The 13201-nt window shown below is 41.4% G+C and carries 22 protein-coding genes; 7 read left to right on the forward strand and 15 right to left on the reverse strand.

Annotation, left to right across the window (positions count from 1 at the left end; translation table 11 throughout):
* From ABUA31_RS14155 to ABUA31_RS14195, 9 genes are all read right to left on the reverse strand, one after another.
* Positions 1-368 (reverse strand): recombinase RecT (locus tag ABUA31_RS14155; protein WP_349822614.1); only part of this gene is annotated, 368 nt, incomplete at its 3' end.
* The gene (locus tag ABUA31_RS14160; protein ID WP_349818631.1) at positions 355-603 is read right to left on the reverse strand and encodes a hypothetical protein; all 249 of its coding nucleotides are present in this window, start codon (positions 601-603) and stop codon (positions 355-357) included. The genes ABUA31_RS14160 and ABUA31_RS14155, both read right to left, overlap by 14 nt.
* Before the next feature lie 12 nt (positions 604-615).
* On the reverse strand, positions 616-936 hold the full coding sequence (locus ABUA31_RS14165; RefSeq protein ID WP_349818632.1) for a hypothetical protein: 321 nt from the start codon (positions 934-936) through the stop codon (positions 616-618).
* Between the two features lie 11 nt (positions 937-947).
* A complete protein-coding gene (locus tag ABUA31_RS14170; protein ID WP_349818633.1) occupies positions 948-1850 on the reverse strand; it encodes a DUF1351 domain-containing protein in 903 nt (300 codons plus the stop codon).
* A 10-nt stretch (positions 1851-1860) separates the two neighbouring features.
* Entirely contained in the window at positions 1861-2019 is a 159-nt protein-coding gene (locus tag ABUA31_RS14175) for a hypothetical protein (RefSeq protein ID WP_349818634.1), read from the reverse strand.
* 6 nt (positions 2020-2025) lie between these two features.
* Positions 2026-2673: a lambda-exonuclease family protein gene (locus tag ABUA31_RS14180; protein WP_349818635.1), complete on the reverse strand. Its 648-nt coding sequence runs from the start codon at positions 2671-2673 to the stop codon at positions 2026-2028.
* Complete coding sequence (locus ABUA31_RS14185; protein WP_055272068.1) at positions 2666-2914, reverse strand: hypothetical protein; 249 nt, start codon at positions 2912-2914, stop codon at positions 2666-2668. Before ABUA31_RS14185 ends, ABUA31_RS14180 begins: the two co-directional genes overlap by 8 nt.
* An 88-nt stretch (positions 2915-3002) precedes the next feature.
* The gene (locus ABUA31_RS14190; RefSeq protein ID WP_349818636.1) at positions 3003-3335 is read right to left on the reverse strand and encodes a hypothetical protein; all 333 of its coding nucleotides are present in this window, start codon (positions 3333-3335) and stop codon (positions 3003-3005) included.
* A gap of 5 nt (positions 3336-3340) precedes the next feature.
* Positions 3341-3544, reverse strand: coding sequence for a helix-turn-helix domain-containing protein (locus tag ABUA31_RS14195; RefSeq protein WP_349818637.1), 204 nt, complete (start codon positions 3542-3544; stop codon positions 3341-3343).
* Between the two features lie 91 nt (positions 3545-3635).
* Here ABUA31_RS14195 and ABUA31_RS14200 point away from each other — a divergent pair, with 91 nt between their 5' ends.
* Positions 3636-3836 (forward strand): KTSC domain-containing protein, encoded by a 201-nt coding sequence (locus ABUA31_RS14200; protein ID WP_349818638.1) that lies wholly within the window; start codon positions 3636-3638, stop codon positions 3834-3836.
* Between the two features lie 29 nt (positions 3837-3865).
* Here ABUA31_RS14200 and ABUA31_RS14205 read toward each other — a convergent pair whose 3' ends face one another.
* Together ABUA31_RS14205 and ABUA31_RS14210 are read right to left on the reverse strand one after the other, a co-directional pair.
* Positions 3866-4036, reverse strand: coding sequence for a hypothetical protein (locus ABUA31_RS14205; RefSeq protein ID WP_349818639.1), 171 nt, complete (start codon positions 4034-4036; stop codon positions 3866-3868).
* Between the two features lie 5 nt (positions 4037-4041).
* On the reverse strand, positions 4042-4206 hold the full coding sequence (locus ABUA31_RS14210; RefSeq protein ID WP_349818640.1) for a hypothetical protein: 165 nt from the start codon (positions 4204-4206) through the stop codon (positions 4042-4044).
* 319 nt (positions 4207-4525) lie between these two features.
* Here ABUA31_RS14210 and ABUA31_RS14215 point away from each other — a divergent pair, with 319 nt between their 5' ends.
* A complete protein-coding gene (locus ABUA31_RS14215) occupies positions 4526-4759 on the forward strand; it encodes a hypothetical protein (RefSeq protein ID WP_329964800.1) in 234 nt (77 codons plus the stop codon).
* A 192-nt stretch (positions 4760-4951) separates the two neighbouring features.
* Here ABUA31_RS14215 and ABUA31_RS14220 read toward each other — a convergent pair whose 3' ends face one another.
* The gene (locus tag ABUA31_RS14220; RefSeq protein WP_349818641.1) at positions 4952-5194 is read right to left on the reverse strand and encodes a helix-turn-helix transcriptional regulator; all 243 of its coding nucleotides are present in this window, start codon (positions 5192-5194) and stop codon (positions 4952-4954) included.
* A 142-nt stretch (positions 5195-5336) separates the two neighbouring features.
* On the opposite strand from ABUA31_RS14220, the gene ABUA31_RS14225 reads away from it, so the two are divergent.
* The 5 genes from ABUA31_RS14225 to ABUA31_RS14245 all read left to right on the forward strand — a co-directional run bounded on the left by ABUA31_RS14225 (position 5337) and on the right by ABUA31_RS14245 (position 10987).
* The gene (locus ABUA31_RS14225; protein ID WP_349818642.1) at positions 5337-5963 is read left to right on the forward strand and encodes a LexA family protein; all 627 of its coding nucleotides are present in this window, start codon (positions 5337-5339) and stop codon (positions 5961-5963) included.
* 12 nt (positions 5964-5975) lie between these two features.
* A complete protein-coding gene (locus tag ABUA31_RS14230) occupies positions 5976-6962 on the forward strand; it encodes an SAP domain-containing protein (RefSeq protein ID WP_349818643.1) in 987 nt (328 codons plus the stop codon).
* 516 nt (positions 6963-7478) lie between these two features.
* Positions 7479-8618 (forward strand): tyrosine-type recombinase/integrase, encoded by a 1140-nt coding sequence (locus tag ABUA31_RS14235; protein WP_349818644.1) that lies wholly within the window; start codon positions 7479-7481, stop codon positions 8616-8618.
* A gap of 233 nt (positions 8619-8851) precedes the next feature.
* Positions 8852-9679, forward strand: a complete 828-nt coding sequence (locus tag ABUA31_RS14240) for a hypothetical protein (protein WP_022215969.1) — start codon at positions 8852-8854, stop codon at positions 9677-9679.
* A gap of 528 nt (positions 9680-10207) precedes the next feature.
* On the forward strand, positions 10208-10987 hold the full coding sequence (locus tag ABUA31_RS14245; RefSeq protein ID WP_349818645.1) for a YlmH/Sll1252 family protein: 780 nt from the start codon (positions 10208-10210) through the stop codon (positions 10985-10987).
* A gap of 11 nt (positions 10988-10998) precedes the next feature.
* Here ABUA31_RS14245 and ABUA31_RS14250 read toward each other — a convergent pair whose 3' ends face one another.
* From ABUA31_RS14250 to ABUA31_RS14260, 3 genes are all read right to left on the reverse strand, one after another.
* On the reverse strand, positions 10999-11685 hold the full coding sequence (locus tag ABUA31_RS14250) for a LytTR family transcriptional regulator DNA-binding domain-containing protein (RefSeq protein WP_055222313.1): 687 nt from the start codon (positions 11683-11685) through the stop codon (positions 10999-11001).
* Entirely contained in the window at positions 11679-11978 is a 300-nt protein-coding gene (locus ABUA31_RS14255; protein ID WP_022215971.1) for a helix-turn-helix domain-containing protein, read from the reverse strand. Before ABUA31_RS14255 ends, ABUA31_RS14250 begins: the two co-directional genes overlap by 7 nt.
* A 154-nt stretch (positions 11979-12132) precedes the next feature.
* Positions 12133-13201, reverse strand: a 1069-nt coding sequence (locus ABUA31_RS14260; protein WP_349824064.1) for an NAD(P)-dependent malic enzyme, incomplete at its 5' end; no start/stop codon positions are given.

Genomic DNA, 13201 nt, shown 5'->3' on the forward strand with positions numbered 1-13201 from the left:
CTCTTATACTGACCAGAACGGATAGCCAGCTGAATATATCCCTTATATCCCATCTGGAACTGAGCTTCCTTGACACCAGCCTTTGTATTGTTGAATGGGACCATGTAATAATGTCCGAGCTGTGGAGATGGTGAAAGCTGTAAGCTCTCACCAAGAAGTGCAGCTGAAAGAATCGACTGATTCGTACACTCCTGAAGTGTAGGGTTGGTGTTGTATGCTGATACAATAGCAGATATGAACCTCTGTCCATTCTTACCACCAACTACCTTGTTGATCTGATTCTTGATTGCATCTTTTGTAAGATACTCTGTAATTCCCAGATTCTGCTGTGCTTTACTTTTTGCTACCAAACTGTTATTTACTGCCATTATTTTCTACCTCCGCTATTATACTCATTAACTCTGTCCCCAGGTCTAACATATCAATACTGCTGCTATTTAACTTTGCGATCTCTACAGTCTTGTCTATAATCTGCTTTGCCGCATCTGTTCCAAAGTCTTCTTCCACGATGGCTCGTACGCCTCTTATAGCTGCCATCATTTCGACGATCAGCATGATTGTTGACCCATCCAAGTGCACCGAACCTTTATTTAATACGATCATCTTGTATACCTCCTAATGCATAATCATATCTTCTAACATCTTGTGCAGTACCTCTTTCAGAGCCTGTGGCATTTCCCTTATGTTGTCCTTGTTTATATTGGCTTTTGGCAATATCTTAAATAAAACATCATCTATGAGGTCACTCATAATCTCGTTAATGTCTCCCTCAGCTTTGGACGCTTCCATGGCTCTGCTTATCATTTCTTCTGTAGCAACCTCTCCATATCTTTTAGCAAGCGACTCTCTTAAACTCTTCATTGCAAGTGCTAATTCTGATATAAGCACAGGTGTTGTTCCTCTCATTGATACTGATCCCATTTCTGACTTAATCATCTTGTTACCTCCTACTTAATCGCTCTAAATGTTATATTTCTGCTCTGGAAGAACTCTCTCAAGGCTGCTGCATCATCCGTTGTAAGTTCAACCTCAAACTTGACTACCATCTTCTGTGGTTCCGGCTGTGATTCCTCTACTGGTGCTGGCTGTGCATCCTCAGGTGGTGTCATAGCCTTTGCCATTGCGGCTCTCTGCTCCTCGGCAACCTTTTCCTGTGCCTTGCGCTCTTCCTCAGCCTTTCGTCTTGCCTCTTCTGCTGCTTTTCGTGACTCTTCCTCAGCCTTTCTCCTTGCCTCAGCTTCTGCCTTTGCCTTGGCAATCTCTGACATCCTCTTAGCCTCTGAGATGGCCTTGTTGATGTCTAATGTCTCCTTGAATACCTCTGTAGCCTCAAATCCAAACTCCGGGAGCTGGCTGAGTGTAAGCACTCCGTTGCCGATCTCATACATCTTTGACCTCATCTGATCTTCGATACTCTTCATTGATACCGAAGCATTCAACCACTTAGGATCCTGTATCTTCTCAAGCGTTACGAAGTTCTGGAAGCCGATAGTCGCAAACAACTCTTCAATGGCTTTCTGCTTCTCGATCTTGCGTTTCTCGTCAAATGCCTTGACCTGTTCATCTATCACCGCTATAGGCTTGTCTATAATGCCTATAATCTCGTTGATCTGAGCCTTAAACACATTAAACGGCTGCATGTATTCTTTCTCTCTTCTGATGCGCTCATCATTGAGGGCTCTCTTCAGCTTGTTCAGATTGGCCTTGTCTGCCTTTGCGTCCTTGATCTGGTCATCTGTGTAGACAAGCGTCTCATAAAATGAGACCTTAGATGTAAGCTCAGCCTTGAGCTCCTCATAGTTAAAATCAATCTTCTCTGGTATCGCTACCTCATTAACTCTTAATTCCATTTTTAACCTCCTAATTCAGCACCAGCTCCATCTGGTGACTCTCCTTGTTCTCTCGCACCATTGCCATAATGCGTGCTGTCTGTCGCTGTCTCTCTTCCTCGCAGTCACAGTGTTCGCCCGGGTCTAAGTAAGCGCCACACTGTGGACATTCGTTGTAATACATTGCCATTTCCTTTCATATCTCCGGGAGTATCAGCGGCGGCTCTTTCTTCACCTGTACGCTCTCCCAGAACTCTCTCTCAGCATCAATAAGATACTGGATGTCATCCTCTACCTCCGACCGCTCTATCGGATAGTGTTTGGTCTGCAAATATACCTCTCCATCAATTTCAAACTTGAGCTGTGCCTTGAGTACCGCATATTCAAACTCTGTCACCATCAAGTAATGAAGCACCTGTATGTAATAGTTATCTGGCACTCTGTTATCCCATTTTTTCTTCTGACTTGACTGCAGGATCTCTGTGGTCTTGATCTCAAGCACACCATTGCGTCCATCCCGGTCCATAAGCCATCCGTCAAGGCTTGCATGCGCCCATGGGTACTTATCATTCGTGAACATGTTGTTTTCCACATATCCAACTTGATACTGTGGATAATCCAACTTGAATAACTCCCTCAGATGCTTTTCTGCCTCTGTTCCATACTTGACATAAGGCTTATCTGATATGTCCTCCGGCTCTATGCCGTATGCTTTCTCTTTAAACAGTTCCACGTTTGTCTTGTATGGGCTCATCCCAAAGATCGCCGAGGCATCCGACCCGCCTATCTTGGTTCTTGCCTTAAGCCACTCTTCATGACTTCCGAGCACCTTCATTTCAACCATTCAGCCTATCCTCCATGGCTTCCCTTGCATCGTCTATGTCCTTCATGGCAAGGACGATGTAGTACAAACCGATCTCTATCGCCATAGTGCCAATTATGTACAAGATGAGCATTCCTGTTGATATGGTCATAAACCACCTAAAGTCTGTCGCCATTTTATATATGAGTCTTACAAGTACCGCAGCCATGGCAACCAGGCATGATGCACTTATAACCTTTGTGTCCATGTTTCTCCTCTTCATTGCTTTTCTTCCCCTTTTCTGCTATGATTTTCTTGAGTATTTTTCTATGCACCGGCGGGACTGCTATTCCAAAGGTGCTTTTTTATTGTCAGGGATCTAATTCATCCCAGTTTATGACGGCTTCTTTTGCTACCTTATTTATGTCGAACGGCGGCACTCGTCTGCCAGCGTCAAGCTGTTTCTTGTACTTCAGATAATCCACCAAGGCAAGCACATTGACCCTTGTTACTCCGGCACCATCCAGTATGGTGTATGGTCCATATCTGCCAGACTGGACATATCTGTCAAGATCTGCTATACGTCTGGTTGCTGTAGATAATGACATCCCAAATATCTTCATCATTTTCGCCTTGCTTATGTACGGCAACCGGCCAATCTCCCTGACACCTATTACCTGTATGTCTTTGACCGCTCTGCTCATCACTCTCACTCTCCTTTCTCTATGACCAGCCTCAGCCCAACCGCTTTTAGTAAGCTGTCGGCATTGGTCAATGTCATTCCTCTTTTATCTGATTCCCACATATACAAGCTCCTGTCGGTAAATCCTGCCTTTTCAGCCAATTTACGCTTTGACATGCCCTGTCTGATTCTTTCTCTCTCAACGGCCTGTAATATTTCCCTTTTATCCACTTGACTACCTCCTTGTGTTTAGATACGATATATACTGGTATGAACATATGTTTATAACTAAATACAAAGAAAGGAAGTGAAAACTATACCTATGAATAGAACTGTCGTATCTTCAAGTAGAATTCACAGTGTAGGCTGGGAAAACAACACATTAGAGATACAGTTTCATAATGGTGCTATTTACCAGTACCATGGCGTATCTGAAACTGAGTATCGTAACTTTATGAACTCACCATCTCTTGGTTCTGCATTATCAAAACTTGATAAAATGCACCCATACAACCGTGTATAATCTCAACCTAACATCTACAGGGCGGCCGACTAACTCTCGGTCGCTTTGTTGTTATTCGGAATACTTGCATCCGTATGTATCACCTTGACTCCATCCAGTGACACAACAACCGAATCATATGGCGTAAATTCATTCTCCTGTAAAAACTGTCTTACGCTCTCACAGGTTTTCTCCAGTTCTCTTAATTTATCTTTTTCCATGTATCTCACTTGCCTTTCTTCTTACCAAGGCGGGCTCTTGTTTTCATCATGGATCCAAGAGTCCGTGTCATGCTGTCCTTATACTCGTAGTAACACTTATCGTTCCTGATCTCCTTACACAGGTACTTTATCGTCTTGTCCACTTCTTTCTTAAGTTTCTTTGTCTTCATCGTTCCCATCTCCTTTCCTTCTTGATTTCCAAATGTCGAAAATCAACCTTCCGACAAATGTTCCAATGGCTATGCCAATGATCGTGGTCAACATCTTTTCTTTACCTCTCATCTGTATTCTTTCTGAATTATGAGTGTGTCGATAGGCTTATACTCCAGCAGCTTTCTGATTGTCTGGAGCTCTTTTCTTATCTGTACAAGCTCTGTGTATATCTTCTTGAGCATTACTTCCCTCCTTTCTTCTTGTCGTCCTCATCATTTCACCCTATAATTTCCATAGGTGCATCAAGCATCAATCCATACGAAAGAAGGTGAAACTATGAAGATTTATGCATGTCTTATTGGCAACTGGGTGTGTTTGAACGATGACCCAGATTGCAAAATAGGTAACGATGGCAAGTCTCCTGATATGTGGTATGAAGAAAACGCAGTTATCTACGCTCCTGAAAATCGCAAGCCAGATACCTATTACGAACTTGACTATGTGAAAATTCTTTACAAGGGTGTTGTCTACCGAATAAATCCTATATTTATTCAGACTGTCGAAGGTTAGAATCACACTTAGCCAGTTCCTTAAAGACTTTGTCGGTATCCCTTAATGGTGTTGTGTTTGACATTAAGCGGATATCGGCATTGAATCTCTGATTCACTTCTCTCTCCAACTTAACCCAGTCCAAATAACTGATTCCGTCCAGTGCTTCCAGTATTTTGTTTAACTTCCCTGTTGTCATGCCTCTCCTTTCTCTTATTCCTTATTTTCGGTTAAACCGAAGTCAAGAGGTAAAAAAATAAGCCTATCATATGGTATCCCATAAACCTCTTCTATTTTTCTTAAGATAGGAATATCTGGATAGCTTTTCCCCCTCTCATAATTACCCAATGTATCTTTATTTATGCCGATTAGCTTGGCTGCCTCATCCTGTGTATAGTGCTTGAGTTCTCTTGCCATCTTTAAAGATACTTTCATCTTATCAGGAATTTTACACACTTTATCATCTCCTTTCGACTTTGTATGAGGCTAGTATAGTTCGGTTTAACCGAATTGTCAACGGTTTTTCCGAATTTTTTCCATTTTTCGTTGATTTATTTCCGTTTTTGCCGTACAATGAATTCATGAGGAGGTGAATCTCATGAGTTCACTTGGAAATAAAGAAATTATGGCAAACAACATAAGATTTTATCTTAGTCAAAACGGCATATCCCAAACTGAAATATGCCAAACACTTGGGTTTAGCATGTCTACTTTTTCCGACTGGGTACATGCTCGTACATATCCTAGAATTGATAAAATAGAGTTAATGGCTAACTATTTTGGAATAGAAAAATCTGATTTAGTAGAAGAACGTACAAAATCACAGCGTGCTGGTGTTGCAATCAACGTTCTCGGTCGTGTCGCCGCTGGCATACCAATAAATGCTATCACGGAGATTATAGATACTGAGGAAATATCCGAGGATCTTGCTAAGACTGGAGACTTCTTCGCACTTAAAATAAAGGGTGACAGTATGAAGCCTCGTATTGTGGATGGCGATGTTGTCATCGTTAAGCAACAGGAAGATGCCGAGAATGGCGACACTGTAATTGCCCTTGTGAATGGTGATGATGCCGTTTGCAAGCGTCTCAGGAAGTATAGAGATGGGCTAGAGCTTATATCCAACAATCCTGCCTATGCTCCGATGTTCTTTGACAAAGAAACTATAGAGACTAAGCCAGTTCGAATAATTGGCAAGGTAGTAGAATTAAGAGGGAAATTCTAAGGAGGTTTGTCATTGCTTACACCAGATGAAATAAAAAGAGAATGCGAGCCTCACTTTCCTTGGATTGGAGATAACTCACATTCAGATTTCTCCAATGTAAACTTCCTTTTCAGGGTTGACGGCAAACCTATCGGCATAACATATGATGATTATGCCCGGTTGATTGCAACAACATTTGGAATAAACAAACCAATAGAGCGACATATAGAATTGATAAATCAAGGCTACTTAGTTCCTTGTAGTGAGGTAGATTCACTCAAGGCATTAAGATACAACGAAATGCGAAAGATCCTTAAGGATCACGGATTAAATGCGGGTGGTAAAAAACCAGAACTTGTCCAACGCATACTTGATAATATTAACATATTCACATTGTCTCTCAGAACTGTATACAAACTTTCTGATATTGGCAAAGAATACGTCAAAAAAAATAAATACTTAATTGATGTTGTTCCATATTTGGATGACAAAATTTTTACATTAGACGAATTTATTCAATGTAAAACAAGTACTCCAAGCTGGGCTAAAATGGATGATCTTTTATGGTCCATATATAATGCCAAGACGATGTATTACTCCGTTTTTTATAATCACTTTATGCTGCGAATGACAACTCTACGTCAAAGTGACGTATTACGCAGAGGCGGAGATTTTGATAGAGAATTAGATTATCTTGTTCTAGTCCTAATGTTGGATTTGAATAACACAAAACCTAATTGCAAATATGAGGATTTATTTATTGCGCCTAGAATTGCCAATCGAATACATGACCTAAAAAACCACTATTGGGATGGAATTGCCGAAGTTCCTTATCAAACTTTAGACTACTATCGCTTAACAGGTGCACGTAATTTTAAAAATGACACTGGCGAGCATTACATACCTCCTGACACCTTTCCATTTTCAATCATGGAATTGATCGTCAAGGAAGTCTTTGATAAAGGAGAAATTGACCTACAAAACTATAAACAGTATGCTAATGATATTTTTTATAGTTGAATGCGAGATATATTTTGATTATAATAACTATATTAAGCCGCCTATAGGGCACGAATTTTATGTAGTTATTTTTCTTAATATTTTAGACCTCGCAGAAATGCGGGGTCTTTTACGTTATGTGGTTATTTCCATTTTGGAAACAACCACTTGGGTATTGCATTTTTTGCAACAACCAACCAATTCAATATTGACTTTGGAAGATACATCGTGATATGTTCGTTGTGAACGTACTCCGGTGTCCTTCGGGCCCGGGGTCTTTTACGTTGTATTAACCTTTTCCAATTTGAAAATAGTTCAAAATAAAAAAAAGTCCAGAGCGTTGTCACATCCCTTATAGCGGGAGGACGTTGCTAAGGACTTGTTATTAAATCCCCCAGGTGGTGGAACACCTGAGGGAAGTTACCCACAAACCGAAGGCTTATGAATAACAGTGATCGCAAACTATATTATACCATAAGCCTTCCACTTTTGATAGGCTTATTTTTTATGCCTATTTTTAGATAGGATGGTGATTTTATGTGGTGTGAAACACAGAAGAATGGAACAGTCAAGTATTGTGAGAGGTACACAGATCCGCTCACAGAGAAGGTGAAGAAGGTCACTGTGACGATGTCTAAGGCATCACCGCAGAACAGAAACAAGGCGGCAAGGATCCTTGCTGGGAAGATTGAGAAAGCCGAAACTTCCTCTCCTGTCCGATCAGATACAACGCTAGGGGAGCTGGCTGATGCTTATATAGCATCATTGCGGCAGTGCAAGAGGAAAGAAAGTACAATTGTTACTGAGAAATCATATATATATCGTTGTGTAAGCACAATCGGTAATGATGTCCTCGTTGACAAACTTTCTCCCCGCTATATATATGATCAACTTCTTGCTACCGGTAAAAAAATCAGCACAATAAACGGATATATAAAATATCTGAAATTCGCTCTAAAATGGGGGGTGAAAAACGACTATCACTCAAATCATGATATACTATTAAAACTCGACTATATCAGCAAAGAGAGCTCCGACGAAATACCAGAGGTATATGACATCAGCAATGAATATCTTGAACATGATGAGATAACAAAATTACTTAATTACTTAATAGATAATAACCACTGGCAGGACTACTATATATCCTATTTTCTGATTCTTACAGGCATGAGGATTGGGGAGCTTGTGGCACTTGAAGATTCAGATGTGGATATTACATCTAAAACTATTCGTGTTACCAAGACTTACTACCCTGCAACCAAATACGCAACGTCAGCCAAAACAAGTGATTCAATCAGAAATCTTCATATACAACCTGAGCTTCTCTTACTTATAAAAAAACTCAGACTTTGGCGAAAAGAAACAATGTTTGAAAATGGAATTAAAAGCACACTTTTTATGCCGCACTTGAAGACAGGCGGCTATTTATCCTATGGAACCTATAACCTACACTTGAAGACAGCCGCCTCTGAAGTTCTTGGCAGAGAGATAACTCCGCACAAGTTGCGCCACACACACGCATCGATTCTGGCAGAAACTATGTCAGCAGAACAGATATCCCGCCGTCTAGGCCACCATGACGACAAAATAACAAAAGCTATTTACATTCATATCACTAAAAAAATGAAGCAAAAAGACAATGCGGCTGTCGACACAATATCAATTATCAACTAAAAAAAATGACCACTCAGTTTTCACACTGAATGGTCATCTTTTATTTTTTTGCCCCTAAATTGCCCCTAAAGGCTCTCTCACAATTGTCGTACACAGCATAAACCCTTGATTCTTCTAGCTATTCATACATTATAAAATTATACATATTGTACAATTTTGTATCCATAAATATCCTACCACTTATCGCGTTAAAGTGCTACATTTTTATCCATACAAAAACAAAGGAGATCATTATGACAGACTTAAACAATGCCGAAACACAAACCGATGCCCCCTGTTCCGCCATCAATTATTGTAACCTCAACGGATACGAACTCACCGCAGAAGAGAAGATAATCTTTCTTAGTTCCTATGTATCCCGCATTGACAACGAGACAGTGTATCAGCCCGCAACCAGGGAATTTGTCCAGAATTTCAATGTAGATGCAGCCATCAGCATAATAAACAATTATGCCACAGCAGACTCATTTTTCAGAAGAATGACAGGTTCATTTCCGTATATCAAAAACTCGCAGCGTTTTTCATCCCCGGATATATATTTTCTTCTATTGGAGTTAAAACTGTACATCAACGAGAGACGGCGCGTAATAGCAAAAAATAATTCAGCGGACACGCTCTCTATCATTGAACAATACAAAAACCGTTACTCGTTCAACCAGTCAGCCACCCAGAAAATGGAAGCCCTGCACAGCATAAAAGGTTTCGCACATCCATCTTTCTTTGTGCCGGAAACCGTACTGTACATAAACGAAAACTCTATCCTGTACGTACACTCAGCTTTGCGCTATATCGATATGCTTCTCGAATACATGCAGCGGAATGACAATTCTATAGATTATGAAATTTATTCTTTTTTTCAGAACTTCAAATCCATGTTATTCAACAACGAGCACGACACAACGCCAACATATATAATCGAACAGTCAAGAGATTATATCTATAGCATTCTCGGAAATAGCAAAAGAAAATCTAAGATGACTGACATATGCAAATACGCAGCCTTCGTGGAAAGTCTCACAGAACTCGGTAACGCCATAAGCGCATCCAATATGAAACTCTAAATCCCCCTGTTTTTCAGAACATAAAAACAGCCCGTCGCTTATGCGACAGGCTGTTAAGAAGGGGGGAGTGGAGGATTCCTATGTTTTGGGGTTTGGGGTTATGGGGTTACATTACATCGTATAAAGGGATTTCTACGAATTTCGTGCTAAGGGAACCCTCCGTCTATCAAAATATAAGTGATTGTCTTTTTTATAACCAGAAGGCTTGTTGATCACAACTCATCTCCTTGTTATGCCCATATACTATCAAAACACTTTGAAATTGTAAATACGCAAAAATTTATAAAACGAAGGCTTTTTTTTGTGGTAATTTATCAACAGTTGCGCATTTCAATAGTTTTTAGAAGATTTTTGAATGCAAAATGATTGTTTTTTTCACGTTTGAACGGTTTATTGTTCATTATGATCACTTTTCGCAACAATAAATTTCAGATTATCGTGCAAAGCTGTCAAATTCGTTTGACTGTTGGCGAAGATCGGAGTGTTGTAATATAATAGTAAGAAGTCAATCATCTCGGAGGACATGCTATGAATGAAAACGATATTCTAAAGGGGCGGTTAAAGGATCTGGCAAATGCCGCCTTCTGCCAGAACAGATATACATATACTAATTTTCTGAGTGCTGCAGACATGGAAGTATTTTACAGCAATCTTGAACAGTTGTCATTTGCAGGATATACCATCTTTGGAGGCAGGGAATTCTGCGACCGCGTTATGATCGCCTTTGGAAATGAAGCCGACTGCGGCTACGCACCGGCTTTTCCCATCTGCACCATGAAGGTTTCCGCTGTTTCGGACAAATTCTCAGATGATCTGAACCATAGGGATTTCCTTGGGGCACTTATGAATCTTGGCATTGAGAGGGAGATGGTGGGCGATATACTGGTCACCGAATCCACTCATTCTGACAAACACAACAATGCCTATATATTCTGTGTGGACACTGTTGCCGATTATATCGCAGAAAATCTGACAAAGATAAGGCACACAAATGTAAAATGTACTTTTTGCAGCACCCAGGATACTGATGAGATACAGATAAAAAAGGAACCTCTGCACATAATCGCAGCATCTGCAAGAGCTGACGCAGTGACCGCCACAATAACAGGCCTTTCAAGAAGCAGCACATCCCTGTTGTTCAGGGAAAAGAAATTTTCACTAAACAACAGGTTGTACGAAAACAGCAGCCACCAGTTAAAACCGGGCGACGTATTTTCAATACGTGGATATGGCAAATATGAATTTGTCGAGACAGGCAGCGCAACCCGGAAGGGCAGACTGAACATAGAATTACTCAGATATATTTGATCTTCTAACAACTAGCAATTGATCAGTTCATTGTAGTATCTTTTCACATCAGCGCGTCTTGTTGCGCTGATGTGTATACTTTTACCATTTGTCAGTATCATTTCATGAGCCGTGCATCTGCTCACATGATCCGGATTTACAAGATAGGATTCATGTGGTCTGATAAATCCCCCGTAGCCCACCTTCATGCGTTTTTCCATCTCGCCAATACTTCCATAAAAAACATATTTTTGTTCCGTTGTGACCAGATTTATGCGACGCAGTTCGCTTTCAAAATACATTATGCTCCGGCTATCTACACTGTATCTCACCCTTCCGGATACAAATGTGAATCTTCTCTCATCCCGGCTCCCCTCAACCGCCATCGTCATCACCTTTTTGAAATTTGCCGCATTAACAGGTTCATACAGAATATAACACGGTTGGATATCATACAATCTCCGGTTTATTCCTGCTGCTATCATCACGAGACTACCTACCCTGCGGTCTTTTTTCAAGACATCGGCCACATCCCAGGAACGATACACCACCACTACATCGTAAATTCCTTCAAGATCCATGTCGACCATGATCGCATGCACATTGTCATAATATCTCACAGCGCACACACATCCCGCATCTCTCTGCCATATACCCATGTACTCCTGCAACAACGGGCTCATTACTTTCTCCTCACTGTACACAGCAATCTTCAGCATATCTCCCTCCAAAGCTGCAGAAGCTTCCGCTCCTGTTCATCCCGGATAACGATTTCCTCCCTCGGAGTCACATCCTCCTCCATCACATCGATATCCCATATGAAATAATCACATGTGCGGTTAAGCACCCTCGACAACAGCACCAGCCGCTTCAGGCTCGGCAGACTTCCGCCATTTTCAAGACGGCTTATATATTTGCCATCTGCATAGATAAGATACCCCAGCTCCTTCTGTGTGAGGTTCATAGACTTGCGGGCATCCTTTATTCTCTGCCCAATAATAACACTGTTCAATTTTTTCTCCTCCCTATCCGTCCCCGCGGACAACAATATTACTTTACAATAAAATCGCAAAATAAAAAACCGCATCCCATGCGGACTTTCCACATAAGATGCGATTTTTAGTACACTTATTTACTAAATATTTCGAAAAACTTTATTTTTATTCTTATTTTGTAATTCCAAGCTTTATTGCCTCGTCAGCTACAGCCTTGGCAACCACCTTAGCAACTCTCTCGTCAAATGCTCCAGGAATGATGTAATCCTCCTTGAGCTCATCATCTGTTACAATGGATGCGATAGCCTTGGCTGCTGCCATCTTCATCTCTTCAGTTATGCCTGTTGCCTTGGCGTCCAGGGCACCTCTGAATATTCCCGGGAATACTAGAACGTTATTGATCTGGTTTGGATAATCCGAACGGCCCGTCGCCATTACTCTTACTCCGCCCTTTGCCGCTTCCTCAGGCATGATCTCAGGTGTAGGGTTTGCCATGGCAAATACTATAGGATCTGCTGCCATAGATGCAACCATCTCTGCTGTCACGATATTTGGAGCTGAAACTCCGACAAATACATCCTTACCCTTCATTATCTCGGCAAGAGAACCTGTCTGTCTGTCCTTGTTTGTAATCTCTGCCATCTCTGCCTGTGCCGGATTCATCCAGTCCTGTCCAGGACACAGAGCACCCTGCCTGTCCACGAGAACCACATTGCCTATACCGAGCTGAAGCAGAAGCTTACATATTGATATACCTGCAGAACCTGCTCCGTTGATAACCACATTTGCCTCGTCAAACGGCTTGCCGACAAGCTTTAACGCATTGATGAGTCCTGCTGACACAACGATAGCTGTACCATGCTGATCGTCATGGAATACAGGAATGTCAAGTTCTTCCTTAAGTCTTTTCTCTATCTCGAAGCATCTTGGAGCTGATATATCCTCCAGATTGATTCCGCCAAATACAGGTGCAATGCGCTTTACTGTCTCAACGATCTCATCCACATCCTTTGTGTCAAGGCAGATAGGGAATGCGTCAACTCCGCCGAACTCCTTGAAGAGTATGGACTTTCCTTCCATTACAGGTATAGCTGCCTCAGGTCCTATATCTCCCAGGCCGAGAACCGCTGTTCCGTCTGATACCACGGCAACCATGTTGCCCTTGCATGTATATTTGTATACGTCAGCCTTATTGTCACGGATCTTCCTGCAAGGCTCTGCAACGCCCGGTGTGTAAGCC

Origin of the sequence: Coprococcus sp. RTP31081st1_H1_RTP31081_211007, from assembly GCF_040227275.1 — a bacterium.
GTDB classification, from domain to species: Bacteria; Bacillota; Clostridia; order Lachnospirales; family Lachnospiraceae; genus Coprococcus; species Coprococcus aceti.